The sequence below is a fragment of the Halomonas sp. DP3Y7-2 genome (assembly GCF_019800795.1).
Taxonomy (GTDB): Bacteria; Pseudomonadota; Gammaproteobacteria; order Pseudomonadales; family Halomonadaceae; genus Halomonas; species Halomonas litopenaei_A.
The window spans coordinates 374,144-396,017 of the sequence record NZ_JAHVKJ010000010.1; the positions used below are offsets into that span (position 1 = coordinate 374,144).

A 21,874-nucleotide genomic window follows, 5' to 3' on the forward strand; every position below is an offset into this window, starting at 1 on the left:
TGCTCGATAACTGATAGCGCCTTCCATCAGTATCCGCTTCTTTCCGTATCCTCTCAGCAATCCCTTGCTGTTACTTCCCTTTCTCTCCAGCGTGCTCCAAATCCATCCGTATGCATCCGAGCAAGATGTGAGTAAGATCGTGAGTAACGCTCTCCCTTACTCACAATACTATGCCCATATCCGACACCAAGGCGCGGAATGCCAAGCCGCGCGAGAAGCTCTACCGCATCGCCGACGGACATGGCTTGTGCCTCGAGGTACGACCATCGGGCCGTAAGGTCTGGCGTCTCAGGTACCGCCTGGACGGCAAGGCCAACATGTGGACCATTGGTGACTATCCACAGGTCAAGCTCGGCCCTGCTCGTGAACAGCGCGACTGGGGCCGGGAACTGATTGCCCAGGGCATTCATCCTCGCCACCAGGTTGAGCGCGACAAGCAGTCCCGAAAAGACGTTCAGGCCCTGACGTTCCGAAGTGTTGCTGAGGAGTGGATCGCGAAGCGTTCAGGTGATTGGTCGCTGTACTACGCGGGGCAGGTCCGCAAAGGCCTGGATGATGATATCTATCCGGCGTTCGGTGATAAGCCGATCCGCGAGGTACAGGCAGCTGATGTGCTCGAGCTTATGCGAGAGGTTGAGAAGCGCGGGGCACCCTCTGTCGCCCTGCTGTTACGTCAGTGGACCAGCGCCATCTTTCGCTACGGCATCATCAACCTTCAGGCCGACACGGACCCTGCCTCGTTCATCAAGGGCGCTGTGACTCGGCCCAAGGTCAAGCATGCCAGGGCACTACCGGAACGAGAGCTACGCTTTCTCCTGGGCCAGCTTGAGGTATTCGGCGGATACCGCACTACGCGCCTGGCCATCGAGCTTCTGCTGCTGACGATGGTACGCACCGTTGAGCTTCGCCGTGGGCGATGGGCGGACATCGATTTGGACGCTGCGATTTGGCGCATTCCTGAAGCTGACATGAAGATGCGTCGGCCTCATCTGGTGCCGTTATCCTGTCAGGCTGTGGAAAAGCTGAAGGAGCTGAAAGAGTACACAGGGGGAGGGGAGTTGTTGCTGCCCGGTATGAAGAACCCGCGCGCGCCGATCCATCACACGACGATCAACCAAGCGCTGTTCCGAATGGGCTTTGGGGAAGGGAAGTTTGCGGCCCATGGCTTCCGGGCGACAGCCTCGACCGTACTCAACGAGCAAGGCTGGAACCCGGACGCGATCGAGCGACAGTTGGCCCACGCGCCATCGAACCGGACGCGCGCAAGCTACAACCACGCTCAGCACATGGACGAGAGGAAGGAAATGATGCAGTGGTGGGCGGATTATCTTGATCGGCTGAGGGAAAGCAAGGAGACAAACGGCACCGCCTAGGATGCCTTCTCCCACTCAGCAGCGATCCACTCGTCAATCTCGGACTCAAGCCAGAGCCGCTTGCCGAGCACCAACTTTCCGGGAGGGAATGCGCCGTTGGCGATCCAGTCGTAGATTTTGCTCTTCTTGAACCCGATTTTGCGCTCGAGCTCGGGGAGAGGAAGCAGTCGGTCTTGAGGCATGTTTTCCTCCTGCGAAGTCTGTGCTCCAGGGATGGGCGGTAGTTATCGTGTGTATTCTCGTTCGCGCATTCTTTGAGCGCCGGGAGGCCACTGGTTGGCGCGCCGACGCTCGTGTGACGTGCTGCCGTAGAGCTTCAGCCGGTCAACCTTGACCACGCTTGCCGCCAGGTGGCGAAGCGAATATCGCCTGCACGATTCATCCATCCATTGAGATGATGGTTCTTCGCTGACGCTAGCCAGCTGCTCTTGGCTTACATCCAGCTGCCGGCGGTACTCGTTCAGCGATCCGTTACGCCGACTCATTGCAACATCCCTCGGCCTTTTGGCGGTATTCGATAGCCTTTCGCCTGATGAAGCTGTCACAGCTAGGATCGCTCAGCGGCAGGCATGATTTCAGCGCCTCCGCCTTTATCCGCGCATCTCGGCGGGCGAGGCTGGCGTCCTTGGTTCGCTTCAATACCGCTTTCGCATCGTCGGCGTACTCAGGCGTTACGCTCCCATAGTGCGCCATGGAATGCAGGATGGACTGGCACGACGTAAGTTCGCGCACCAGGTCGGACTGGTGTGCCGCCAGTGCATCCCTCTCGGCTTCCACCTGCTCCAGTCGCTTCCTCAGCCCATCCAGCGTCGCTAGCGTCGCCTCGTTGGTCGCCGTCATCACCCCGCACCCCTTCTCGCATCTGTGGCTGGTGTCGTATCGCGTCCCGCCGCAGCGGCTGCATTGCAATGTGGCCATCACCTACCCTCCAGCGCTTTCTCCAGTTTGCCGACCATGGTCAGGCCGACGCCCGCTGGCAAGTTGTCGCCTGCCCACTCTCGTGCCGCTCTAACGTCCTCACGCAGCCGCCAAAGCTTCCGCTCCAGCACTCGCTCTCGTTCGCTCTTGCCATCAGGATCCAGCTCCCCCTCTGGCATCCTGGCCTTCTCGATGCACCTACCCATGACGTTTCTCCTGCTCTCTATACGCCCGCCTCGCTTCTCGCAGGACCAGCGCAATGCCAGCCATAATCAGCAGGCCGAGAATGATGGCCGCGATCACGCTGCCATCCGTGTTTCTGCGGCCGGCATGAACCGGCGCTCGTGCGTGAAGTTCGCCTCAACGATTGCCTTGGCCAGAGGCGGGCACACACTGTTGCCGATAAGCCGCACCTGCTTATGCTTGGCCAATGGCCTGCCATTTACCTCGGCAAAGCGGTAGTGCTCGGGGAAGCCCTGCGCCATGGCCAATTCATGTGGCTGCAGCATGCGCATACCTATATCGACGATGGCGTATTGCTCACCGTCGATTACGACTGTGACAAGCTGGAATCGGTCTTTGGTTGTGACAGTGGGCGCGGGCTGACGCAGATCCCTGCCAGTTTCTCCGCTTCCGCTACCGTAGTAAGGGGCTAGGAATGCCGATGTCAGGTACGCGTGTGTGGTGCTGGCACAAATGGTCGTCAATGGCTCTCTGCAGTCTTTGGCGCTGCGCTTACTGCCTTTCATGTTGACCATGAAGGCGCTTACCAATGCGTTGTGATCCGTGGTTGTGACCGTGGGCAGAGGGTCACGCAGATCCGCTCCGACAACGCCGGTGTAGTGCTTCGCTAGGAAGGCAGAAACCAGCGCGAAGTGCCCGCCTTTGACTTGGGCGCACTGGGTGCGCAGAGGCTCATTAGCGGCCATGTTTCGTTGACTACTCGCGTTGGCACATTCAGTGACGAAAGGTGTCACCAGCGCGTATCCCGGTGCAGTGGTGATCGTCTGTAACGGCTGGATCAATGACTGTCCGCGGAACGGCGTGTAATAGCTTGCTGTGTGATTCAGCTTCACGATGAATGGCTGCTGGTGATTAACGACAAAGCGCATCACACCCTTGGCGATTCGATTCAGGGTGGCGGTGGCTAGCGGCTTCTTGCGTCCAAAAATCGAAGGGCACGGAAGCGACCAATCGATGCACTCGGCAGCGCTGCGCCATGGCCGCAGCTTTCCCCTCCGAACCGCGGGCGTGGACGGGTCGGCGTGCGTAGGCTTGGGCCAATTGATTGGCAGCCCATCACGACGAGCAACCAGGAACAGCCGGCGCCGAATGGTCGGAGCGCCGTAGTCGCAGGCGCGCAGGATCTTCCACTCAACCTGATAGCCGTGGCGCCGCAAGGCACGCACAAAGCCGTTGAAGGTCTGCCCCTTTCGCTCCGGATCTGGAACTAACTGGCCCTTGGCGTTCTTGATCAGCGGGCCCCAGTCCAGAAATTCTTCGACGTTCTCCAGCGCAATGACCCGAGGCTTCACCTTGGCTGCCCAGCGCGCAGCAACCCACGCCAGGCCGCGAACGCTCTTGCTGACGGGGCGGCCACCCTTTGCCTTGCTGTGATGGCGGCAGTCCGGCGAGAACCAGGCGAGTCCGACTGGACGACCAGCGGCGGCCGTCTCGGGATCTATGTCCCACACGTCGGCTACGCTGTGCTCAGAGCCTGGGTGGTTCGCGGTATGAACGGCGATGGCCGTGGCGTCGTGATTGATGGCGAGGTCTACTGGCCGGCCCAGGGCCTGCTCGATCCCCTCACTGGCTCCACCGCCGCCGGCGAAGTTATCGACCACCAGCTCGTGGCCGAACAGGTTCAGACTGGTCATGCGTTTCTCCATGGCATGAAAAAAGCCACCGGGTGGCGGCCTGGGTTGCTGGTGGACGGCAAATGCTCGCCCGGATACGGTTGGGGCTCCTACCAACGAAAGGGCAGTGCCATGAATGTGATCACAGGGGCTGAAACGGTCTCGCTGGGCGAGCTTGAGGCAACGAGCCTGGATGGCTTCAACATCATCTATGCGGTCCCGGAAGACGGGCCGGTTGCGGAAGGTGACAACATCGACCGGAGCAAGCGGTTGTGGGCTGATCGGGACGAGCTGTACATGATGCGCCTGGGCGATCGCTCAGAGGGCGAATCTATCCGCGTGCTGCACATCGCAGTGCTCGACATAGATGATGATGAAGCGATCGAGCGCCTGAAGCGGGCGGTATCCGCTAGGCTGGATTAGCCCTGACCCAGCCGCTTTGCCCGCTGCTTGGCTCTACGCTTGGCTGCGGCCCACTGGTGCGCCTTCACCCCGGCATAGCGCGGCCGGGGCGGCGCCTTCCGGTGGTTGATCTCCGGCGGCGAGGCGTCGTGGATGGCGATACCCGACCACTCCCGTGCGGTGACGTTCAACATTGAGGCGATGGCGAGGTGCATGGTCATTCGTTGTCTGCCTGCGATAGCTCGTCAATCAGTCGCATCGTCTCGTCCTCTGGAATGAGGGATGCCCCATCTCGGAGGGGAGCCCGGCATTGCCCACGCCTACCGCTTGGCGGTACCGCTCATCTCACTACCGACGGCCCCCATGCCGGCGGCGTAGAGGTAGAACAAGGGAGTGCGGCGTGTCTCCGCTGCTGGATGGATATTGGGTACTGCTGAACCGGCCGTGCCCGTCCTGGCGAGCAGCCTCGGTAACGACCGGCGTGCTTGTAGATTTACGCTGCCTTGCGGCGTCGCTTCGCGGCGTCGATACGGCCAATGGTCATGCGTGGCCAAGAGCACCAGAGGCGGGCATCAAGAGCGCGCCGGAGCGCCTTGATCTCAATGCCAATGTCATGGGCTAGTGTGGTACGAGACAGGCAGCGATCTCGGTATTCCCGAGCGATGGTTGCCAGGGGTCGGTCATGCCTGGCTTCGAAATTCCGTATGGCTTGTGCGCTACTGTGCGCGGGATGTTCAAGGCCGCGCTCTTGGGCTCGAGTCTTTACTGCATTGCGTGAGTGTCCGACGCGACGAGCAATCTCCGTCACGGGCACGCCAGCGGGGTAATCTCGATCAAGGGTTGCCAGTTCGCGGGTTGTCCACTCCTTCCATGTCCTGGGCATAACGGCCTCCACGGCAGGGGCCCCGTAGGGCCCGTTATCGTCAGGGTGTGAAGCTGCCCAGCAAGCACTCGAGCTCGGGCAGCGCCTCCTCGATGCGGCTGGCGAACTCACCAGCGATCTCCTGCTCGTTGGCATCGAGGGCCATGGCGCGCAGCCGGAAACCAGGTCCGCCCTTGGTCAGACTGGCGACGCGCATCTCAAGGTTGCGCTCAGTCAGTTCCTCGTAGGGCGCCATGCGCCAGGTGATTACCGCCGGCAATCGCTCGGCATTTTTCACTGTGACCTTGCTCATCACTCCGACCTGGGAGCTGTGCTCCTGCTTCTCGCTGTCGATGCTGGTCAGGTCGTCGATGGATACCTTGCGAAAGGCGTTGACCACCTTGCCGCGCTCCAGGACTTCACCCTTGCTATTGGTGAAGGTCATCAGGTGACCCCAGTCCTCGAGTAGCTCAACTATGCCCTCCTGGTCGAAGGTGCTGCCGTTGGCGCGGTGGAAAGCGATGAACTCTGGCGTCTTGGGTAGCGACAGCGTGGCCGTGTGGTCACAGTGCCCCGGAGCATCACTGCTGCCGATGTCGAGGTAACAGCGTGCCGCCATGTCGTCGCGGTCGATGAAGACTGGAGTCTTTGTTGCGGCGCGCTCGCCGAGATAGCGGGTGAAGTCGCCAAGCCCCTTGGTCGAGAAATTTCCGCGAAATCGCCGGCGATGATCTTGGTACTTCTCCAGGTCCGCCATCTGGAAGTCACTACCGAGCACCAGCGCGTTGCCGTTGGCCACTTCAGTGCCGGTCTTGTGTGACTGCTCAAGATGCTGCAAGGCGTCTTTGGTCAGGCTCACTGGTCGCTCTCCTTGTGCTGCTGCTGGGAAGACTTGCGGTGATGGTGGCCGATCATGTCGAGCTGGTTTTTCGGCTCAAGGGTCATCTCGCCACCTTGGTTGACGTACATCACCGTCTCGGTGGTGTGGTCTTCGGCGGTGGCGCCATGCGCCGTGGGCACCTTGAAAGACAGCTTGTGGATCACGCCCACTTGGCTGCCAGAGCCGATGTTCTCGATGCTCAGGTCCAAGGTCACCTTGGCCTTCTTCTTCGGGTTGTCGGTGGCCGCTGCCGCGGCGTGGCTGAGAATGACGCCAAGGCGTTCAGCCAAGACGCCGCCATCCAGGTCCTCGAAGAACCTGGTTACATCGGTGGGGTGTGACATTGAGGTAGCCCTCGTCGGGTCGGTAGGAAGGAGCCGAGCGGCCCCTGGTGGGTGGTCAGGCAGCCTTGAGTGAGGCCATTGCGTCGCTGTAGCCGCTCCAGTTGTCCACGCCGGCATCCAGCAGAGCGTAGAGACGAGCTTGGTCGGCGAGCAGCACCTCGTATTCCTTCTTCGTGATCTCGACCGTCGTCGGCTTGACCATTTGACTGCCGCGCTGGAAGTTGTCGGCAGCCTGGGTGATGCGGCTGGTGTCGATCGGCTCCCGGTAGCCGGGCTCGCCCTTGCTCGGGCTGTGGGTCTGGATGACCGGTGCGTCATCGGCCGGCGCGGGCGCTTCCTCGCGCGCCTTCCGCTCGGCCTCGGCCTTCGCCTTGGCTTCCTCCTCCTGACGGATGCGCTCGCGCTCGGCGTCGAGCTGCTTCTGCTCTTCGGCCTTGCGGTCGGCGATGCGCGCCTTGATGAGGTTTCGGACGTCGTCAGGCTGCCCCTGGATGATTTGCTTCCAGTCGCTGAACAAGAAGCCGTACTCGCCCTGCTCCTGCTCGAGCAGCGCCCGGTTGCTGCTGAGCTGCTGGGCCATTTGCTGGCACTCGACCTTGGCTCGGGCTACCTCGTCATCGGCCGCAGACTGTAAGGTGGCGATGGTCTTCTTACCCTTCATGGCGCCGGCGACGTTGAGGCTGTGCTGCGGCTCCACCGGGCAATCCAGTTTTGCCAAGAAATCGTCAAAGGCCTGGTGCGCTTTCTGCTGGATCTCTAGTCGGCGGTTCTCTTTCTCCGCCTTCACCAGCTTGTCGAGATGCAGCCGCTTCTGGCGCATGGTCTCGCGTAACTCATCAATGGTGCTGAACAGCTCGGCGATGCTAGCGGTCTGTTCCAGGGCGGCCTGCTTGCTGGCCTCCAGCTGCTTCTCGCCCTTCTGCAGAAACTTGACCGTTTCGCTGGCATCAGCGAAATGCTGATCGGTAGTCAGCTTGGTGCGGATGCCTTCGATCATGGCCATGGCCCGAGCCTTGAAGTCAGGCAAGTTACTTGCCTGAACTGCCCCGGTAAGGTCGATCTTGAGCGCAGGCAGTGCTTTTGGCGCCTCGCCCTGTGGCGCGACAACCTGCTCGGCAGGCTGATAGACCTCGAGGTCTGCTCTGAACTGCTCCCAACCAGTGACAAGCAGACTGGCATGGAAATCATCGAGAGTGACCCAGGTGCTGACAGTGTTTTCCTCGGTGCCGTCCGTGACCATGTAGAGCCACTTTTCTGCACCGCTCACCACTAGCTGCTGAACCACCTGCCAGTAGTCCTCTTGCGGCACCTCCCCTGAACTCACGACCTCAGCCTTCGCAGCGTTCCACTGTTTACACTCCCAGCCGACGTCCTCAAGCATCGTGATGCCATCGAACGAGGCCAGCAGGGCGCCGTCATCAGACACCGCAGTGACCGGGTACAGCTCCTCGCCGACGATGCGCTCCGCGATGGGGCGAGCCGAGGCCTCGATGCGGTGGCCCTTGTCGAGCACGTTCTTCTGGAACCACGCACTGAACTCCTGCTCTGAGCCGGTAGCCTTCATGTGCAGCAGCTCGTTGCGTTTCACGTTCTTCGAGCAGGCCATCATGATCGAGGCTTCGCTGGCAGTGAAATACCGGGAACGGTAGGCGCACCACTCGTCGCTACCCTGAACCAATTCGATGATCTTCATGCTGCTACCTCCAAGATCTGCTGTTTCTGCTCATTAGTGAGTTGGGCTTTGCTAGTGAGGAAGCCGATGACCTGTTCCGGCGTTCGCTTACCCGCCTCAATGGCGGCTTGCCAGGTCGGAAAGTTGTCTTCGAATTGCTCGGCCGGATAGAAGGGCAGGGTCTCCGGCTCATCCTTCTGCGGCGTGACGTCGCGCTCCAGATTGGTGCTGCGGTATCGGTCGGCCTCGTCCTCATCGATGATCCCCGACAGGCCAAAGGCATAGCGGGCGCACTGGATGGTGGCCTTGTGACGCAGCATGCGAACCGGCCATTTCTTCCACGGCTCGGTAGCGCCGGCGCACTCACTCAAGTACTCGGTCACCTCTGTGGCTCGGCTGCGATCCTTGCGGAAGATCCGGCAGGTGATTGCCAACAGTTTGCCCTGATTGTCGAGACGGTCGTCGAACTCCATGCCGTCGAATTGCGGGTGCGTGTTGATGATCTTCAGCCAGCCGTCGATGCTGACGATTGGCTGGATAGCCCCGCGGTTGTTAAAGGCGTAGATTTCCTTGGCCAGTGGGTTGAGCCGGTACTCGTTGGCGATGGACATGAAGACCATCAGCTCCTCGTGGGTGACCTGCTGCTGACCGCCCTTGGCCTTCATGAGTGTCTGCGTCATGAGGTTCTGAACGGTATCGGGATCGACGCTTAGGCGTGTCGCCATCATCTGGAACGGCGTCTGCTGCCCCGGATGCTGGTGGACTTGTGCGGGTTGGTTCATCGGGGGATACTCCTCGCTGATTCATGTCGTGTGGATCATCCGGCCCGCCACCAGCTCCACCTGGTGACGGGCTTTTTCATGCGGCTCTGTTCTGCAGGGCGAGGTACTCCTCGAGCAGACGATCGTCGTCCGCTTCAACAAGCTTGGCCTCAAGCCATGGCGCATGGCGCCCCCGACGGTCGAGTATCCGATACTCGAACTCACCCGTTTCCGGCGGCTCGGCGTCGCCAAATCCCCAGCCAGTGATGCGCATCGGCGTCGGCTTGCTGTAGTGCGTCACCTCGCATCGACAAGGGATACCGGCGACATGCGTCAGGAAACTCATGCGGCCTCCTTACTGCGATGCTCGGCGATGAACTGGGCCAAGCGATCTCGAAGTCCGGGGAAGTGATGCTCTTCGCTGGCGTGAAGGAAAAGCCAGTCCTCATGCGTTGGCTCGACGCCAAGAGGGACCAGTCGAACCTGTACCTGGAGTGACTGATAGCCGTTCTCGCCGAACGATCGTGTGGTGCTTGCGGTCAACCCGCACTGGCGTGGTACTTCCGCCACCAGCTCCTCGATTTCAGTGATCAGCTTGTTCATTGGTTATCTCCTGAATCATTTGGCGTGTCGCTGCAGGCATGTCGTCGTGGGGGACTTTCTCGACCGTCAGTCGGTAGGCCTTGCCGTTAATGAGGATCAGCTCCGAGGCTCTGGTCCGGCCGTGCTCTATAAGCATGTGATGGACTACGCCGTACTGGGCTTCAGGCCGAGTCATTGGGGGAGGGGAGATAGCAGTCATGTCACCTCCGAAGTTGAAGACGAGGCTCTGACAGGCCAGCGCGGCGACTGTGGTAATCGGCAAGGCGTCTGGCGTTTTCCCTTTCCTCTGGGCTGCTGGCGGTTCGTGGATCGAAAGGGCGGCTACCAATCACCGGGGGAGAAGGCTTGGTGATGGTGATGCCTCGGGCACGCTGCTGAGCGCGCATTTCCATGAGCACTGGATTGCGGGTCATGTGGGCCTCTTTACAATGACGATGCGCGGTGCGGGGATGCCCTCCTGGGCGGCGGCGAGTTTCGCTGCTTTTCGACTGGGGTAGGGTGATCCGGGGAGATCGCATCTCGGTACCATGCGGCCCTGGCGAGCCTGCTGGACCAGATATCGAGCGCTCATTCCCAGGCCTCGCGGAGCTGTCGGGCCAGCTGCATGTCTCGCAACTTCTGATCAATGTGTCGGCGGCAGGCGTAGCGGTCAGCGCCGCGCTGATCGTTCTGAACGCGTCTTTCGTGTTTGGTGATCGGCTGCATGACAATCTCCAATGTGAAGCGCAGCCCGCCCATAGCGAGCCCGCAGGAAGAAAAAAGCCCGCACTGTGGCGGGCAATATGCAGGGAAATAGGAAGGGGATTGAGCATTACATGCTCTAGTAGAAAAAAACTCGTCAATTTAGGCGGGATCTAGAAACTCTAATTCATAAAAAAGATCGGATTTTACCGTCTAAGCCATTACTATATTCTTCACTTTACTATTGTCTGCTTGTTTTTTAAGTGAGTATCCTGTTAGTTGAGATGCAATAACTGGGTTTATGTTTAGTTTTCTAGATATGTCATAAATTGATATGTTCATTTCTTCATGTATCATATCGATTGCTGAAGGAAGAATCTCGGGTATTTCCATCGGCAAAACGTCGTCAAGTTTTTCTTTTCGTGCTTGACCATTTTTGTTTAGATAAACATTGGCGCTTCTGTATTGTTGGGCACTTATTAAATCAAGTTTATTTGCTCTGTAGATCATTGCTCTGAGGCTAATTTTCCACCTTTCCTTTAAGCCTAGCATTTTTTCCCATCGAAACCCCCGGGGCCCTATGCAAGCGGGAAATTCTTTTATAAATGCGGCGCGTGGAAAAAGGAATGCACTTGCAAAAGCGTTAGCTTCCGACTCAGTCTTAGAACAACCTGTTTCGACTCCTTGATGTAGAACTAAGTGGCCGCACTCGTGAGCAAGATCAAAGCGTAACCTGCATACGCTTTCTTTTGCGTTATTTCTTACGATTATTGGACGTTTTCTACTTATAGAAAGTGCGTCTACTTTGTCGGAGACGTTGTCGTAGCAGGTAATAACGGCTCCGGCATTTTCTAAAGCTCTTACCATGTTTGTTATAGGTGCGTTTATGCCAAGTCCCCAATGTATCCGAGTCTTTTCGGCTGCCCTTTCGATTGAATTTGCGTCAGTTGTTAAGCTACCGAGCTCCGGAAAATCGATTTCTGGAAGCTCAAGTAGTGTGTCCAATAGCTGCACTATGTCTTCAAAAATGGTTGACATTGCCAGCACACGATTAGACAAGTTTACGGGTGTTGTTTTTCTTTTTCTAAAGTGACATTGCTCAAACTTAACATCATTGCCAACAGGTGTGAAAAAGAACCCGTTACTAACCTCAAGTCGTTCTGATATTGCGTTCAGAACGTCTTCGGGCGGCTTTTTAGCACCGCTCTCTAATTGGTGAATAAACTGACGTGACACATTAACGCAATCACCCAGCTCTTGCTGGGTGATTCCTGCCATCAGGCGAGCCAGGCGGAGCCTGTCTCCGTAAAAATCGTTACTCTTGGCTTGCGTCTCTGTTGCCATGATCTTTACCCTTATCTTTCTTCCGCAACCTAGCAGCCGCTGAAACCATTTCAACGCCTTCAGTTTTGGAGTCTTCAGCACTTGCAAGAGTGGTAATTTTACCTTTAATCGGTATTTCCCAGTTTATGTGCTGGATACCGTGCTCGGTGAAGCCAATGAGATAGGCTCTTTCAACAAGTTTGTCAGGACCCGTCTCAACAATGATGTACCAAATTAAGGAGTTGATTGGTTCATCATGGAAATTTAATTCAGTTTGTCTTAACGCTTCCTCGGACCTAAGAAGCTTACTGCCTGGTAGCCGCTCTGCGATGCCTTTCCAAAACCGAACTGGTGTGTCTCCGATCCGAAAAGTGAAACGCCTATCTGGCGTCAATACACTTAACCATTCGAACCCTGGGGTGCCAGCAGTGGAGCAAATGATTGATCGAGTTCTTTCATATGCAGTGAAGCCAAGAGACTTGGTAGTGTCTCCTTCCTCGGGAGCGTAGCTATCTACTGCACTGGCTCGAACATCTCGAATTAGCTCAGCCATGGCTGTGACTCGTTCGGAAGTAAGGTCAGGGTTAGCGACTTCAGGATGCATCAGAATTCCTCATACTTGGGCCTGATTATTCCAGTGTATGCCAAATAAGGAATTTGTCAACCCTTGGGGCGCTCGTCAACCGGAGTCGAAAACGTCAACTGAACTTGATAGCAACCAACGGCCCATTGGTACGCTGCGGGGCAGATGACGTTGTCTTTCATCCACCAGTCCACTCGTTGAATAGACTGGTGGATGGGCTCTGCCGTGGCAGAGCCCGGAATCCTTGGCACTTTCGTAGCCTTCACGCACTCCCCGGCGGCCTCTCGCGCTCTCCACGCTACGGACGGACGGGGCTTAGATTGTTAAAGAGCTTGGCCCTTGGAGGGCCTGAACCGGCTGCGCCGTGTTCGTGAGTACAAATATGGGTCAACCCATAGTATGCGTCAAGGGGTATACCCATATATTTTTTGTGTGGACATAAAAAACCCGCCACTGTGGGCGGGTTCAGGAGGCTGGGCAGGGCTATCTATCCATGTCGAAGGTTCGGTACTCGCCTGTGTCGTAGTCGTAGATCTCTACCTCGACCGAGTTGCCCCGGCTGTTGATTCGATCCACCTCGCCGTAGCGGTATTCACTTGCTTCCCAGTCGTAGTACTCGATCTCTTCGCCCGGTCGGACAAGGTTGCCGGACTCGATAGTGATATCGCTACTGGTCTCCCAGTCGAAGCCGTCCCAGGCGACGGCCTGCCCGATGCTTGCGCTACTGCCAATGGCCAAGACAGTGGTGGCGGCGAGTGTGGTTATTAGTTTTCGCATGCTTCATCCCTGCTTGATGAATGGAGGGATGAGTATAGCGTGCTCAACCTTGAAGGCATGGCGTGGGGAGGGACGTATGGGGCAATACAGGCTCGAAGCTGAAAAGCGTAGACGCTCTCAGCGTGTAATTACTGGATCAGGCTGCGGGGAGAAAGCGCATGATGGCAAACACGAGGCCCGCCATGGCGATAATCGTACCAACACTCCACATGGTTTGCTGACGAAGACAAGAGTGCAGCTCAGCACGCAAGTCCGCAATATCGGTCTTGGTGGCGTAGTTAGATTTGATGACAGCCACATCCTCGCGCACTGAGCGCATGTCTGTCTCCAACCGTTCGACGCGAGCTGTTAGGTCATGCATAGGGGGATCACCTCCGTTCCCACCATTATCGTCGCCACGACGCTCTCTGTCACGATCCATAGCCTCTTGGCGCCTGGCATCATCTAGCTTGTCGAGCAGGCTTGATACCTTCTGATCATTCATCCGGCGACTCCTTCAAGCTCTCTTCCCGCTGCCTCAGTATTTCTACAGCTGCTTCAATTGAAGATAGGGCGTCTTCACCTCGCTTCTTGGTGGAGGCATAGTTGGAGTCGCGAAGTGCAAGTGCCATCTCAATGTTGGCATCTAGCACTTCGACCAGCATGTCTACCGTTCTATCTTGCTGGACCTTCAGCTCATAAATCCGCTGTTCAAGCTCTTCGATGGTCGCCATTAGAGAAAATTCTCCACCCAGAACACCCGGCCGATGACTTTTGGCGCATCGGGATCGGCCATGGCATAGACCTCCTCGGGATACTCGTCGGCGTTGTCGCTGACTACTCGCATGCGTCCAAGCGGCATGCGGTACAGGCGCTTTACGCGGAGCATGCCGCCATGATCCAGCGCAAAAATCTTCCCGTCTTGAATGCCGCGACTGCCCTTGTCGATACCCAGGGTAGCGCCGTCATTGATCACCGGCATCATCGAGTCGCCCTTGGCTACTGCCAGAGCGGCGTTCTGAGGCTGTACGCCTGCGCGTATGAGCCGGGGTAGGCTGAAGCGCTCCTGAGCACCGTGGTTCTCAATGACTTGGGTACAGCCGTCGCCAGCGGCAAATTCTACTTCGCGAAAGACGGGCAGCATCACCTCATCAGGACGCAAAGGCTCATTGCCTTCAATGACCTCTGTGTTGAGCATCTCAAGCTCGTCGGGCTGCTGACCGTAGCGAGGTTTTAAGTCGGCAACATTATCGTCCATGGAGCCATCGCCAGTGGCAAGCCAACGCGGACTGACCTGGAGGGCGTGAGCGAGCTGCACGATTCGGCTGGTAGACGATACCTTGCCGGTCTCGAGATTCGAAATAGTGGTCTGATCCAGGCCGGTCGCTTCCGCCAGTCTCACCTGACTCATCTTTCGGGCCTTTCGTGCCTGCTTGAGGCGATCTTTTAGTTCCATCCGCGAAGTATTAGGGGTGCGCCCATACTCTTGCAAAGGGAGATAACCATATCTAAGATTATGGGTGTACCCATATGGAGCCATGTCATGGAATCCCTCTTCACTCAGTTGGTGGACCACTTTGGCACCCAAACGAAAGCCGCGGAAGCGCTCGGTGTGGACCAGACGACTATTTCGGGATGGGTGCGGGGGAAGCATGGCATGTCTCCTGCTGTCGCACTGCGAGCCGAGAAACTCACCTCCAGAAAGTTCAAGGCGGCGGATCTGTGCCCTGCCGTCTTCGGCGGCAGCCAGGCCGCATAACCCATCCTGTCCCGCCTGCCTGTGAAGGCCGCGGCATCCCTTAAGCAACCAAAGGAACTGCCCACATGCTTTCACACCTCAGCGACCGCCGTTGCAAACCGGAAGGTGAACACTTGCAGCACCTCGTCAAGCCTCGCTTCACCGATGACGAATTCGAGCGGATCCAGGCAGAAGCAGCAATGCGCCACGGTGGTCGGCTAGCGCCCCTGGTGCATGAGGCCACGATGCTCGGTCTAGACGTTATGCGTAAGCGCCGCGAAGCCCTCCTGGCAAGGCTGGCCAACGGTGAAACACCGCCGGCGGACGAACTTCAGGAGCTCGAGTGCCTGCTGGCTGAGATGGCCGAACGCCAGCTCTCTACCAACAGCATCAATCAATCTCAGTCGGCCTGACAGGGCCAAGGAGTCCGCGATGATCAGTCGCGATTCATTGACGCGAGTCTTCGAGCGCATGTCGCCCGAGTCTCAGGAAGCTGCCAAGGCCGAGGCACAAGCACGGCGAATGAGCGTGGAAGACGTGGTGCTTGAAGCATGTCTCAACGACGTACAGGGGCAGTTGTACGCCCTGCGTCGCCGAGTTCCTGTGCTCAGGGTGGTGGAGGGCGGTCGGGCTTGAGCTCGGCTACGAAATACGAGGCCCCAGTAGGCCAGATACCGGACGCAAAAAAGCCCGGAAGGCGACCAAACCAATCCCGGGCTTTTTCAAACAACGATAGGTGCATTGTGACCGATACAGCCGAGATTATCCAGTTCCCCGACCGTCGTGACGACGGCCAATCGCCAGGCCCTGAGAGGACCGGCAGGAGCATTCAGGTGGAAGACGGATATACCCGAACAGCCAACGCTCTCGTGGAGGCATTTGCACGTTCACCGCTGACAAGCCGTGAGGCTCGTGTGATTCGTGTCATTGAGCGCATGACCTATGGCTGGAACAAGCCTGAAGACTGGATCGCCGCATCCGTGTTCAGCGAGATGACTGGCCTGTCTGAGGGTAAGTGTTCCGAGACGCTTAATGGCCTTATCCGAAAGCGCGTACTGGTCCGCAGTGGTGGTGGGCAAAGCCCAGTACGCATCAACAAGGCTATCGAGGAGTGGGACTTCTCTGCTCAGAAGGCGAGAGTTATCCCAAAACGGAAGGTCGATCCAACTTGGGGAAAGATTCCCCAAAATGGGGTAACAAAGTCACCCCAAAATGGGGAAACACCGAAAGACAGTAAAGACATACCCCCTCTCCCTTCGGTCGAGGGGGAAGGAGCTTCGGCCAAAACCAATCTGAATTCTGATCCGGTAGGGCCGAAGTCGGAGACGACTCCCCGGAAGCCAAAGACTCAGCCGAGCAGACTCGACCTGAGCAACCTGCCTGCAGAGGTATCTGCCGAGGCCGTCCAGGGCTTCATCGAGCACCGCAAGGCGCTCAAGAAACCGCTGACTCAGCGCGCACTGAACCTGAACGTTAACGAAGCCATCCGCGCCGCCAAGAGTATTCCCGGCCTAACGCCTGACCAGGCGCTGGACGAGGCTGTGCTCGCTGGCTGGCAGGGCGTCAAAGCTGACTGGCTGGCTCGCCGGCTCAGCACCCAGCAGCGCTCAGGGAGCGGAATGAATCCAGCCGAGCGGCTTCATGCCGCTAATCAGCAGGCCATTCGTGAAGCCGTAGCACGCCGTCAGGCCAGCCCTGGCGATGTGGGCGACCTGCTCGACGCCGAGGGAGGGCACTGGTGATGACCGGAAATGACTTTGAGGCTTTCGCCGAGGTGTGGAGCCAGGCGCAGGAAATCTACAACCGCAGCGTTACGCCGGGAACCATCGAGCTGGTGTTCCGTGCTCTCGAGCAACTCGACCTGGAGGAGATCCGAAGGGCGCTCACCTTGCACATTCAGAGCCCGGACACTGGCCAGTTCCCTCCGAAGCCTGGTGACGTGATCAAGTTCGCTCGGGGTGATAGCCAGAGCCGCACCTTGCAGGCCTGGTCCAAGGTCGAGCGGGCGATTCGCAGCGTCGGCCACTACCGCGATGTTTGCTTTGACGATCCGCTGATCCATGCCGCCATCGAGCGCATTGGGGGCTGGACCAAGGTGGCCATGATCGAAAGCGAGAAGGACATGGTGTGGCTTCGCCAGCGCTTCGAAGCGCAGTACCGAGCCTATGCCGTGCACCGTCCCGATTCCTGGCCTGCGTTCCTGGCGGGCGCCGCCACTCAGCAGAACACGCTCATTGGCCAGCACACGAGGGGCAGTCTTCCCGGGAAGGACATCGCCGTCATCGGCAACCAGCAACGTGCTTTGCGAGTGATGGAAGGAGGGCGCCAAGGGTTAGCGAACGGCACTCAGGTGCAGCGCATCACCAACGACAGCCTGGCTGGAGTGATCGAGCACATGAAGATCAAGCAACAGGGAGCGGCGTAGCCATGGGAACTGTGACCAAACTGACCCCGCGTCGCGGGCGTTGTATCGATAACCCCGCCACTCAGATCGGGCGCGTGTACCTGGTGATGGGTGACGCCACCTACTGGATGCAGCTGCACGAGATCGGTGACGCCATTCTGGCTCGTTTCGGCCAGATGGATAGTCACGCCGGAATATCTGCTCGCATCCGTGAGCTGCGCTCCTTGGGCCAGACGGTTGTCAGCCGTGAGGTGAAAGGCCCAGGGACCGCGAGACCTCATGAGTACCGCCTGTTGTCCGCCTGGGGCGGCGAGGATGGTGCTGCGTGAAGCGGCTGCCCAAGCGCTACGTTGTCAGCTTTGCCACTCTCGAGGAAAGCCTCGCCGCTCTGGCCCGGTTGCCCCGCATCCTAACAGAGGCTCACCAGCGCTGGCCGAAAGTTCGCTTCGTGGTGGAAGAGCAACCTGATCAGCGGAGTATTCCGCAGAACGCTTTGCAATGGCGGTGGTGTGCAGATGCGGAAAAGCAGGGAGATCAATCAGCAGAGGACTACCAGGCCTTCTGCAAGCTCCACTTCGGGATTCCCATTTTGCGTCGGGACAGCGAGCAATACCGAGAGGCCTACGATCGGATCATCAAACCACTGCCCTACGAACAGAAGCTCGAGCTGATGAAGGCGCCCTTCGAGTGGCCGGTGACACGGGCGATGACCAAGAAGCAGCTTACCGAGCACTTGGACCAGGTGTGGCAGCACTTCACCTCACTCGGCTTCCAGCTTACTGATCCTGGTTTGCAGGGAATTGGTGCTGACCAATACCGGGAGGCCGCATGAATAGCTTTGCCATTTTGGTCTGTGCCGCGGTACTGGCAACGACAGCGGTTGGCGTAATGGCCTGTCAGGCTCGCCGCATCGACCGTAGACAGGGGCGAGAAGCTCTCCGAGACCTGCTGCGAAGAGCCACACAGGAGAAGCAACAATGATCCCGAAGCTGAAGCCGTACCGGTCCCGCCAGTGGCTGGCCAATGTCCATCAGCTTGATCAGTGCGTCTTGTGCGGTGCCTGGGGCATTCAGGCAGCACACCGCAACGAGGGAAGGGGGATGGGGCAAAAATCGAGTGATTGCCTAACAGCCGCACTTTGCCCGCGTTGCCACCATGAAATCGACAACGGAAAGGACCTGAACAAGGACGAGCGCCGCGCGCGTATGGACCGAGCCATTGTGCTGACGATTGACCAGCTTGCCCGTCGAGGACTCTTGGAGGCCGTCAAATGATGACGATCAGTAGTGAGGCTGGCCGACGGTTAGCCAAAGCCTATAACGAATACCGCGAGGCAACGCGAGCGCTGAAGGACGGAGCTGACAGCCTACCTATCGATTATCAGGAGCTGACCAGCCTGAAGCGTCGCCAGGACTCTGCCTCGAGCCGACTGAGGATTGCGGGCCAGATTGTTGGGCAAGAGCTCTGTGACCATGGCTTTCACGAAATGGACGGAGAGGACTGATGCATATCTTCATTCCGTACCTGGCCACAAGCACCAACGTTGGTACCCGCCAGCACTGGAGTAAGCGCAAGCGGGAGGTGGATGCCTGTCACCTGATTGTCCGCAACGCTGTGAGTCGAGCAGGCCTCACCCCTGTTGGATGCCAGGTAGATCTGGCGTTCACTCCCAGGCTTGGGAAGGGAGTTCGGCGTAGGGATACCAGCAACTACAGCCTGAGCATGAAACACCTGGAGGATGGGCTGGTTGCCGCCGGGATCATTCCTGACGACCGCGGGGAGTTTGTTCGCAGAGTGATCCTGGAGCCACCGGTGATCGACCGGAGGGCTGAGACCGGCACAAGGGTGGAGATTATCCCTGTTGAGCCCAAAGGGGGCCCTGATACGGGGCAGCAGCGCATCCGGTTCAGGACAGCGGCCTGATGGAGTACGGGCACAAGCCGGAAGGTATGCAGGCCAATCAATGGACCATCGAGTGTCAGTGCCGACACGTCGCCCGTGAAATGCAGAAAGGAAACACCAAGAGTGAGCGGCTGGCCATCTTCCAGCGTTGGTCAAATACCTTGCCAGCCGTGACAGAGCAGCGCGTGAGAGAGATATGGAAAGACGGCGTCCCGATGCCGAAGGAAACGAATCGGGGAAACGGGAAACGATTTGGGAAACGGTAGGAAACGGAGAGAGCCAATGCGATACATAAGCGCACGCCAGATGATCTTTGATGCCTACCACACCAGGAAAGGCGACAGCCCTGCGGCAGCCTATTTTGATCGTGCCCAGAAGCTAGGTGACGCCGTGGGCAACAATGGCGCCAAGCTGCGTAGCCTGATCGCTGAGCACAAGCGGAACATGAGGGCGCTTTCCCATGCGGGGCCGTTCGATGAGAACCTGGACCAGTTGAAAATGGCGGTTCGCCGCACTGAGAAACGTCTGTCCGAGATCCGGACGGCCCTAGAGGACACGACCAAATCGAGTAATGAGGGCAGGCTGCCTGACAACGACTGGAAGATTGTCCATGGTCTCGAGGCAGGCGCTGTCATGAGTCGCGTCGAGTCGCTGCCACCACACCTGGCGGCGCTGGCCCGATACTGCTTCGGCCCGTTCACTCGTGACGAGCTGGATGAGGACCGGGAGACGGTGGAGCTCGCCTTGTACCGGCAGCTCCTGGCCGATGGCATCCGATTGCCGGGGCAGGGGAAGGGCAGGCCTACCGCGCAGCAGCTTGAGACACTTCGGTATCTGTGCGCGGCAGCCCTCTACCACCATAGCGAAACGACCTGGCCATATCGGCGGGCGGGGTTGCCAACGCCGCAGGCGGTTCAGCGTTGGCTCATTGAAGAACGTGGTACCAGGATGGATGTACACCGCTGGTCGAGATTAGGGAGATCCTGTTGGGGCGATATTTGGAGGTCGTCGTTGGAGCGCATCGATGCATGGGAAGCTGCTGCTCTAGGACCTATCGCTTCTTTAACGGCACCATCCTGTGCCGCCTAGCTCTCAGAGCTCCCGTCTTGGAACGCCATTGCTTTGGAGCCCGCTTTCCAGACAGTCGAATCGATTCCATACCCATTCTCGCGTGTGCTGAAGAGCGAAATCTGGCTGGTCGCCGCTTCGTAGAGCCCGGTCAGCCAAGATGATTTGCTCCGCAAGTCTTATGCACCATTCGCTGGCGTATTCAGCTTCATCAAGAAGGATGGGGTCCTTCTTGCCTGTAGTCACGCTGTGGCACGCTCGGTCCCACCACTTGCGCAGCCGGTTGAGTTCGTCTCGTAGTTCGGGGTCATGAATGCTCTCGCAATGGTACATAGAGCCATGCAAGGTACCAGTGACTACCGCTCGGTCTATCTCCGCCATGATTTATGTCTCCTTTGACCAAATTCAGCTTTATATCAGTCTTGCCTTGTGGGCACGAATCGCCTACCCTGCCTCCAGCATCGACATCTGCGCCCTGACTTCCGAGTCGGGGCTTTTTGTGAGGTCTGCACCTGTGCACGGTTGTCTTGGACGGCTCATGCCCCTCCCATTCCAAAAGTTCATGATGCTGCGGAGATCGTGGTGAAAAAAGTGATTGCTATGGCAGATAAAACTTACGGCGAATTCCCGCGAGCTGCCTATGTTGAAACCGATCCCAAGACTGGGGATGAAATGTCCTTTTCTGGTGAGACCTTGGTCATTAATGAAGTCACACCCACACCGAACATTCTCGGCTATGACTTCATCGTGTCACTTTCCAAGCGTAGTGATCCGTGATGTGACATAGCGGTATTTCGAAGGCCCTGCCAGGTGACTGGCGGGGCCTTTTAGTTTCTCCCCCGCCGTGAGGCGCCGGAGTTCTTTTTTCTCTCACGCCGTGAGGCGCCGGAGACCTTTTATGCCACGGATCACACACGAAGCCGCTGGCGGGCTCAATGTCTGCGCCTTTTTGGACATGCTTGCCGTGTCCGAGATTGGCGAGGCCATGCTGGCAACGTCCAATGACGGCTATGACGTTCTCGTGGGCTCGCTGCCCGGATCGATGCGGCTGTTCAGCGATTACAGCGATCATCCGCTGCCTCGAGGACATGCCATTGAGTACCGGCCTGGCCTGTGGTCCACCGCAGCTGGACGCTATCAGATTCTGTCTCGGTATTGGCCACATTACAGGGATCAGCTTAATCTGCCCGATTTCGGACCAGAGAGTCAGGATCGCTACGCCATCCAGCAGGTCAAGGAGCAGTGGGCACTGCATCTCATCCAAGGCGGAGAGTTTGTTCAGGCCGTAGACCGCTGTCGCAACATATGGGCGTCACTGCCTGGTGCGGGGTACGGCCAGCACGAGAACTCTCTGGAGAAGCTCGCAGCGGCCTACGTTGCTGCTGGTGGGCGGATGGCCGGTGATTCCCTGCACTGGTACGACGAAGTAGTCAGGGAGCGCGCTTCATGAGTCAGCTGGTTTCAGACCTCTTGGCCGCTGCCCATGTGCCCATCGGCATGTACATCGTCTACCGCTGTATCGTTGCGCTGAGAGTGACCCATGACGGCCAGTCACGCTTTGCGATTGAGTGCGTCCTGGGCATCGCCGCCGCAGTGATTGCCCTGCGCCTTACCGACTACACCATTCCGCTTGAGGGAGAAGCACGATACGTCACCTGGCGCGCCCTGGTGTCGCTCGCAATGCTGTCCTTTCTGCCTCTCATCAACGCCCTGGCGAGGTCAGATCGGCGACAAGACGACTGAGGTGA

36 protein-coding genes are annotated in these 21,874 nt (G+C 58.2%); 17 read left to right on the top strand and 19 right to left on the bottom strand.

Annotation, left to right across the window (positions count from 1 at the left end):
* Positions 1-170 precede the first annotated feature (170 nt).
* Positions 171-1,373 (top strand): tyrosine-type recombinase/integrase, encoded by a 1,203-nt coding sequence (locus tag KUV45_RS13995; protein WP_222161856.1) that lies wholly within the window; start codon positions 171-173, stop codon positions 1,371-1,373.
* Here the strand turns inward: KUV45_RS13995 and KUV45_RS14000 are convergent.
* The 4 genes from KUV45_RS14000 to KUV45_RS14015 form a co-directional block, all read right to left on the bottom strand.
* Positions 1,370-1,555, bottom strand: a complete 186-nt coding sequence (locus KUV45_RS14000; protein WP_052704413.1) for an AlpA family transcriptional regulator — start codon at positions 1,553-1,555, stop codon at positions 1,370-1,372. The genes KUV45_RS13995 and KUV45_RS14000 overlap by 4 nt on opposite strands.
* A 289-nt stretch (positions 1,556-1,844) precedes the next feature.
* Entirely contained in the window at positions 1,845-2,213 is a 369-nt protein-coding gene (locus KUV45_RS14005; protein WP_222161857.1) for a hypothetical protein, read from the bottom strand.
* Between the two features lie 77 nt (positions 2,214-2,290).
* Positions 2,291-2,497: a hypothetical protein gene (locus KUV45_RS14010; protein WP_222161858.1), complete on the bottom strand. Its 207-nt coding sequence runs from the start codon at positions 2,495-2,497 to the stop codon at positions 2,291-2,293.
* A gap of 93 nt (positions 2,498-2,590) precedes the next feature.
* Positions 2,591-4,168 (bottom strand): DNA cytosine methyltransferase, encoded by a 1,578-nt coding sequence (locus KUV45_RS14015; RefSeq protein ID WP_222161859.1) that lies wholly within the window; start codon positions 4,166-4,168, stop codon positions 2,591-2,593.
* A 111-nt stretch (positions 4,169-4,279) separates the two neighbouring features.
* On the opposite strand from KUV45_RS14015, the gene KUV45_RS14020 reads away from it, so the two are divergent.
* Positions 4,280-4,570 carry a hypothetical protein gene (locus tag KUV45_RS14020; protein ID WP_222161860.1) on the top strand — a complete coding sequence of 97 codons (291 nt, stop codon included), beginning with the start codon at positions 4,280-4,282 and terminating at the stop codon, positions 4,568-4,570.
* On the opposite strand, the gene KUV45_RS14025 is transcribed toward KUV45_RS14020, so the two are convergent.
* Positions 4,567-4,764: a hypothetical protein gene (locus tag KUV45_RS14025; protein WP_222161861.1), complete on the bottom strand. Its 198-nt coding sequence runs from the start codon at positions 4,762-4,764 to the stop codon at positions 4,567-4,569. The two genes, KUV45_RS14020 and KUV45_RS14025, sit on opposite strands and share 4 nt — an antisense overlap.
* A 185-nt stretch (positions 4,765-4,949) precedes the next feature.
* Here KUV45_RS14025 and KUV45_RS14030 point away from each other — a divergent pair, with 185 nt between their 5' ends.
* Complete coding sequence (locus KUV45_RS14030) at positions 4,950-5,171, top strand: hypothetical protein (RefSeq protein WP_222161862.1); 222 nt, start codon at positions 4,950-4,952, stop codon at positions 5,169-5,171.
* A 301-nt stretch (positions 5,172-5,472) separates the two neighbouring features.
* Here KUV45_RS14030 and KUV45_RS14035 read toward each other — a convergent pair whose 3' ends face one another.
* The 14 genes from KUV45_RS14035 to KUV45_RS14100 all read right to left on the bottom strand — a co-directional run bounded on the left by KUV45_RS14035 (position 5,473) and on the right by KUV45_RS14100 (position 14,554).
* Positions 5,473-6,270, bottom strand: a complete 798-nt coding sequence (locus KUV45_RS14035; protein ID WP_222161863.1) for a DUF2303 family protein — start codon at positions 6,268-6,270, stop codon at positions 5,473-5,475.
* Complete coding sequence (locus KUV45_RS14040; protein ID WP_222161864.1) at positions 6,267-6,635, bottom strand: hypothetical protein; 369 nt, start codon at positions 6,633-6,635, stop codon at positions 6,267-6,269. The genes KUV45_RS14035 and KUV45_RS14040 overlap by 4 nt, the downstream gene beginning before the upstream one ends.
* Before the next feature lie 55 nt (positions 6,636-6,690).
* Positions 6,691-8,328 carry a YqaJ viral recombinase family protein gene (locus KUV45_RS14045; protein ID WP_222161865.1) on the bottom strand — a complete coding sequence of 546 codons (1,638 nt, stop codon included), beginning with the start codon at positions 8,326-8,328 and terminating at the stop codon, positions 6,691-6,693.
* Positions 8,325-9,089: a recombinase RecT gene (locus tag KUV45_RS14050; RefSeq protein ID WP_222161866.1), complete on the bottom strand. Its 765-nt coding sequence runs from the start codon at positions 9,087-9,089 to the stop codon at positions 8,325-8,327. The genes KUV45_RS14045 and KUV45_RS14050 overlap by 4 nt, the downstream gene beginning before the upstream one ends.
* A gap of 76 nt (positions 9,090-9,165) precedes the next feature.
* Complete coding sequence (locus tag KUV45_RS14055; protein ID WP_222161867.1) at positions 9,166-9,414, bottom strand: hypothetical protein; 249 nt, start codon at positions 9,412-9,414, stop codon at positions 9,166-9,168.
* Positions 9,411-9,671, bottom strand: coding sequence for a hypothetical protein (locus KUV45_RS14060; RefSeq protein WP_222161868.1), 261 nt, complete (start codon positions 9,669-9,671; stop codon positions 9,411-9,413). The genes KUV45_RS14055 and KUV45_RS14060 overlap by 4 nt, the downstream gene beginning before the upstream one ends.
* A 200-nt stretch (positions 9,672-9,871) precedes the next feature.
* Positions 9,872-10,084 (bottom strand): hypothetical protein, encoded by a 213-nt coding sequence (locus tag KUV45_RS14065; protein ID WP_222161869.1) that lies wholly within the window; start codon positions 10,082-10,084, stop codon positions 9,872-9,874.
* Positions 10,085-10,238: 154 nt separating this feature from the next.
* Complete coding sequence (locus tag KUV45_RS14070; protein WP_222174252.1) at positions 10,239-10,376, bottom strand: hypothetical protein; 138 nt, start codon at positions 10,374-10,376, stop codon at positions 10,239-10,241.
* Between the two features lie 189 nt (positions 10,377-10,565).
* Positions 10,566-11,696, bottom strand: coding sequence for an XRE family transcriptional regulator (locus KUV45_RS14075; protein ID WP_222161870.1), 1,131 nt, complete (start codon positions 11,694-11,696; stop codon positions 10,566-10,568).
* The gene (locus tag KUV45_RS14080) at positions 11,668-12,228 is read right to left on the bottom strand and encodes a hypothetical protein (RefSeq protein ID WP_222161871.1); all 561 of its coding nucleotides are present in this window, start codon (positions 12,226-12,228) and stop codon (positions 11,668-11,670) included. The genes KUV45_RS14075 and KUV45_RS14080 overlap by 29 nt, the downstream gene beginning before the upstream one ends.
* Before the next feature lie 513 nt (positions 12,229-12,741).
* On the bottom strand, positions 12,742-13,035 hold the full coding sequence (locus tag KUV45_RS14085; RefSeq protein ID WP_222161872.1) for a DUF5334 family protein: 294 nt from the start codon (positions 13,033-13,035) through the stop codon (positions 12,742-12,744).
* Between the two features lie 136 nt (positions 13,036-13,171).
* Entirely contained in the window at positions 13,172-13,519 is a 348-nt protein-coding gene (locus KUV45_RS14090) for a hypothetical protein (RefSeq protein ID WP_222161873.1), read from the bottom strand.
* Positions 13,512-13,748 carry a hypothetical protein gene (locus tag KUV45_RS14095; protein WP_222161874.1) on the bottom strand — a complete coding sequence of 79 codons (237 nt, stop codon included), beginning with the start codon at positions 13,746-13,748 and terminating at the stop codon, positions 13,512-13,514. Before KUV45_RS14095 ends, KUV45_RS14090 begins: the two co-directional genes overlap by 8 nt.
* Positions 13,748-14,554, bottom strand: coding sequence for a helix-turn-helix transcriptional regulator (locus KUV45_RS14100; protein WP_308126715.1), 807 nt, complete (start codon positions 14,552-14,554; stop codon positions 13,748-13,750). Before KUV45_RS14100 ends, KUV45_RS14095 begins: the two co-directional genes overlap by 1 nt.
* 3 nt (positions 14,555-14,557) lie before the next feature.
* On the opposite strand from KUV45_RS14100, the gene KUV45_RS14105 reads away from it, so the two are divergent.
* The 14 genes from KUV45_RS14105 to KUV45_RS14170 all read left to right on the top strand — a co-directional run bounded on the left by KUV45_RS14105 (position 14,558) and on the right by KUV45_RS14170 (position 21,869).
* Complete coding sequence (locus KUV45_RS14105; protein WP_045993581.1) at positions 14,558-14,773, top strand: Cro/CI family transcriptional regulator; 216 nt, start codon at positions 14,558-14,560, stop codon at positions 14,771-14,773.
* A gap of 65 nt (positions 14,774-14,838) precedes the next feature.
* Positions 14,839-15,165, top strand: a complete 327-nt coding sequence (locus KUV45_RS14110; protein WP_222161876.1) for a hypothetical protein — start codon at positions 14,839-14,841, stop codon at positions 15,163-15,165.
* Positions 15,166-15,184: 19 nt separating this feature from the next.
* Positions 15,185-15,388 (top strand): hypothetical protein, encoded by a 204-nt coding sequence (locus tag KUV45_RS14115; protein WP_222161877.1) that lies wholly within the window; start codon positions 15,185-15,187, stop codon positions 15,386-15,388.
* 197 nt (positions 15,389-15,585) lie between these two features.
* On the top strand, positions 15,586-16,494 hold the full coding sequence (locus KUV45_RS14120; RefSeq protein ID WP_222161878.1) for a replication protein: 909 nt from the start codon (positions 15,586-15,588) through the stop codon (positions 16,492-16,494).
* The gene (locus KUV45_RS14125) at positions 16,494-17,177 is read left to right on the top strand and encodes a DUF6475 domain-containing protein (protein WP_224851836.1); all 684 of its coding nucleotides are present in this window, start codon (positions 16,494-16,496) and stop codon (positions 17,175-17,177) included. Before KUV45_RS14120 ends, KUV45_RS14125 begins: the two co-directional genes overlap by 1 nt.
* Before the next feature lie 2 nt (positions 17,178-17,179).
* Complete coding sequence (locus tag KUV45_RS14130) at positions 17,180-17,485, top strand: hypothetical protein (RefSeq protein ID WP_222161880.1); 306 nt, start codon at positions 17,180-17,182, stop codon at positions 17,483-17,485.
* Positions 17,482-17,988 (top strand): hypothetical protein, encoded by a 507-nt coding sequence (locus KUV45_RS14135; protein WP_222161881.1) that lies wholly within the window; start codon positions 17,482-17,484, stop codon positions 17,986-17,988. The genes KUV45_RS14130 and KUV45_RS14135 overlap by 4 nt, the downstream gene beginning before the upstream one ends.
* 145 nt (positions 17,989-18,133) lie before the next feature.
* Positions 18,134-18,430 (top strand): hypothetical protein, encoded by a 297-nt coding sequence (locus KUV45_RS14140; RefSeq protein ID WP_045993587.1) that lies wholly within the window; start codon positions 18,134-18,136, stop codon positions 18,428-18,430.
* Positions 18,427-18,660, top strand: a complete 234-nt coding sequence (locus KUV45_RS14145) for a hypothetical protein (RefSeq protein WP_222161882.1) — start codon at positions 18,427-18,429, stop codon at positions 18,658-18,660. The genes KUV45_RS14140 and KUV45_RS14145 overlap by 4 nt, the downstream gene beginning before the upstream one ends.
* Positions 18,660-19,079 (top strand): hypothetical protein, encoded by a 420-nt coding sequence (locus KUV45_RS14150; protein ID WP_222161883.1) that lies wholly within the window; start codon positions 18,660-18,662, stop codon positions 19,077-19,079. The genes KUV45_RS14145 and KUV45_RS14150 overlap by 1 nt, the downstream gene beginning before the upstream one ends.
* A 261-nt stretch (positions 19,080-19,340) precedes the next feature.
* On the top strand, positions 19,341-20,147 hold the full coding sequence (locus tag KUV45_RS14155; RefSeq protein WP_222161884.1) for a hypothetical protein: 807 nt from the start codon (positions 19,341-19,343) through the stop codon (positions 20,145-20,147).
* A gap of 561 nt (positions 20,148-20,708) precedes the next feature.
* On the top strand, positions 20,709-20,903 hold the full coding sequence (locus tag KUV45_RS14160; protein WP_222161885.1) for a hypothetical protein: 195 nt from the start codon (positions 20,709-20,711) through the stop codon (positions 20,901-20,903).
* A gap of 121 nt (positions 20,904-21,024) precedes the next feature.
* Positions 21,025-21,576, top strand: a complete 552-nt coding sequence (locus tag KUV45_RS14165; RefSeq protein ID WP_222161886.1) for a glycoside hydrolase family protein — start codon at positions 21,025-21,027, stop codon at positions 21,574-21,576.
* Positions 21,573-21,869, top strand: coding sequence for a hypothetical protein (locus tag KUV45_RS14170; RefSeq protein WP_045993593.1), 297 nt, complete (start codon positions 21,573-21,575; stop codon positions 21,867-21,869). The genes KUV45_RS14165 and KUV45_RS14170 overlap by 4 nt, the downstream gene beginning before the upstream one ends.
* The last annotated feature ends 5 nt before the right edge of the window (positions 21,870-21,874 follow it).

Excerpts from the sequence above, each read along its gene's own strand:
- KUV45_RS14130 (WP_222161880.1), top strand. The coding sequence starts at position 17,180 with ATGGGAACTGTGACCAAACTGACCCCGCGTCGCGGGCGTTGTATCGAT.
- KUV45_RS14050 (WP_222161866.1), bottom strand. The coding sequence starts at position 9,089 with ATGAACCAACCCGCACAAGTCCACCAGCATCCGGGGCAGCAGACGCCG.
- KUV45_RS14110 (WP_222161876.1), top strand. The coding sequence starts at position 14,839 with ATGCTTTCACACCTCAGCGACCGCCGTTGCAAACCGGAAGGTGAACAC.
- KUV45_RS14075 (WP_222161870.1), bottom strand. The coding sequence starts at position 11,696 with ATGGCAACAGAGACGCAAGCCAAGAGTAACGATTTTTACGGAGACAGG.
- KUV45_RS14025 (WP_222161861.1), bottom strand. The coding sequence starts at position 4,764 with ATGCACCTCGCCATCGCCTCAATGTTGAACGTCACCGCACGGGAGTGG.
- KUV45_RS14060 (WP_222161868.1), bottom strand. The coding sequence starts at position 9,671 with ATGAACAAGCTGATCACTGAAATCGAGGAGCTGGTGGCGGAAGTACCA.
- KUV45_RS14140 (WP_045993587.1), top strand. The coding sequence starts at position 18,134 with ATGATCCCGAAGCTGAAGCCGTACCGGTCCCGCCAGTGGCTGGCCAAT.
- KUV45_RS14005 (WP_222161857.1), bottom strand. The coding sequence starts at position 2,213 with ATGACGGCGACCAACGAGGCGACGCTAGCGACGCTGGATGGGCTGAGG.
- KUV45_RS14020 (WP_222161860.1), top strand. The coding sequence starts at position 4,280 with ATGAATGTGATCACAGGGGCTGAAACGGTCTCGCTGGGCGAGCTTGAG.
- KUV45_RS14125 (WP_224851836.1), top strand. The coding sequence starts at position 16,494 with ATGACCGGAAATGACTTTGAGGCTTTCGCCGAGGTGTGGAGCCAGGCG.
- KUV45_RS14000 (WP_052704413.1), bottom strand. The coding sequence starts at position 1,555 with ATGCCTCAAGACCGACTGCTTCCTCTCCCCGAGCTCGAGCGCAAAATC.
- KUV45_RS13995 (WP_222161856.1), top strand. The coding sequence starts at position 171 with ATGCCCATATCCGACACCAAGGCGCGGAATGCCAAGCCGCGCGAGAAG.
- KUV45_RS14010 (WP_222161858.1), bottom strand. The coding sequence starts at position 2,497 with ATGGGTAGGTGCATCGAGAAGGCCAGGATGCCAGAGGGGGAGCTGGAT.
- KUV45_RS14165 (WP_222161886.1), top strand. The coding sequence starts at position 21,025 with ATGCCACGGATCACACACGAAGCCGCTGGCGGGCTCAATGTCTGCGCC.
- KUV45_RS14015 (WP_222161859.1), bottom strand. The coding sequence starts at position 4,168 with ATGACCAGTCTGAACCTGTTCGGCCACGAGCTGGTGGTCGATAACTTC.
- KUV45_RS14085 (WP_222161872.1), bottom strand. The coding sequence starts at position 13,035 with ATGCGAAAACTAATAACCACACTCGCCGCCACCACTGTCTTGGCCATT.
- KUV45_RS14045 (WP_222161865.1), bottom strand. The coding sequence starts at position 8,328 with ATGAAGATCATCGAATTGGTTCAGGGTAGCGACGAGTGGTGCGCCTAC.
- KUV45_RS14090 (WP_222161873.1), bottom strand. The coding sequence starts at position 13,519 with ATGAATGATCAGAAGGTATCAAGCCTGCTCGACAAGCTAGATGATGCC.
- KUV45_RS14100 (WP_308126715.1), bottom strand. The coding sequence starts at position 14,554 with ATGGCTCCATATGGGTACACCCATAATCTTAGATATGGTTATCTCCCT.
- KUV45_RS14145 (WP_222161882.1), top strand. The coding sequence starts at position 18,427 with ATGATGACGATCAGTAGTGAGGCTGGCCGACGGTTAGCCAAAGCCTAT.
- KUV45_RS14150 (WP_222161883.1), top strand. The coding sequence starts at position 18,660 with ATGCATATCTTCATTCCGTACCTGGCCACAAGCACCAACGTTGGTACC.
- KUV45_RS14040 (WP_222161864.1), bottom strand. The coding sequence starts at position 6,635 with ATGTCACACCCCACCGATGTAACCAGGTTCTTCGAGGACCTGGATGGC.
- KUV45_RS14170 (WP_045993593.1), top strand. The coding sequence starts at position 21,573 with ATGAGTCAGCTGGTTTCAGACCTCTTGGCCGCTGCCCATGTGCCCATC.
- KUV45_RS14065 (WP_222161869.1), bottom strand. The coding sequence starts at position 10,084 with ATGACCCGCAATCCAGTGCTCATGGAAATGCGCGCTCAGCAGCGTGCC.
- KUV45_RS14155 (WP_222161884.1), top strand. The coding sequence starts at position 19,341 with ATGCGATACATAAGCGCACGCCAGATGATCTTTGATGCCTACCACACC.
- KUV45_RS14055 (WP_222161867.1), bottom strand. The coding sequence starts at position 9,414 with ATGAGTTTCCTGACGCATGTCGCCGGTATCCCTTGTCGATGCGAGGTG.
- KUV45_RS14095 (WP_222161874.1), bottom strand. The coding sequence starts at position 13,748 with ATGGCGACCATCGAAGAGCTTGAACAGCGGATTTATGAGCTGAAGGTC.
- KUV45_RS14070 (WP_222174252.1), bottom strand. The coding sequence starts at position 10,376 with ATGCAGCCGATCACCAAACACGAAAGACGCGTTCAGAACGATCAGCGC.
- KUV45_RS14080 (WP_222161871.1), bottom strand. The coding sequence starts at position 12,228 with ATGGCTGAGCTAATTCGAGATGTTCGAGCCAGTGCAGTAGATAGCTAC.
- KUV45_RS14115 (WP_222161877.1), top strand. The coding sequence starts at position 15,185 with ATGATCAGTCGCGATTCATTGACGCGAGTCTTCGAGCGCATGTCGCCC.
- KUV45_RS14105 (WP_045993581.1), top strand. The coding sequence starts at position 14,558 with ATGGAATCCCTCTTCACTCAGTTGGTGGACCACTTTGGCACCCAAACG.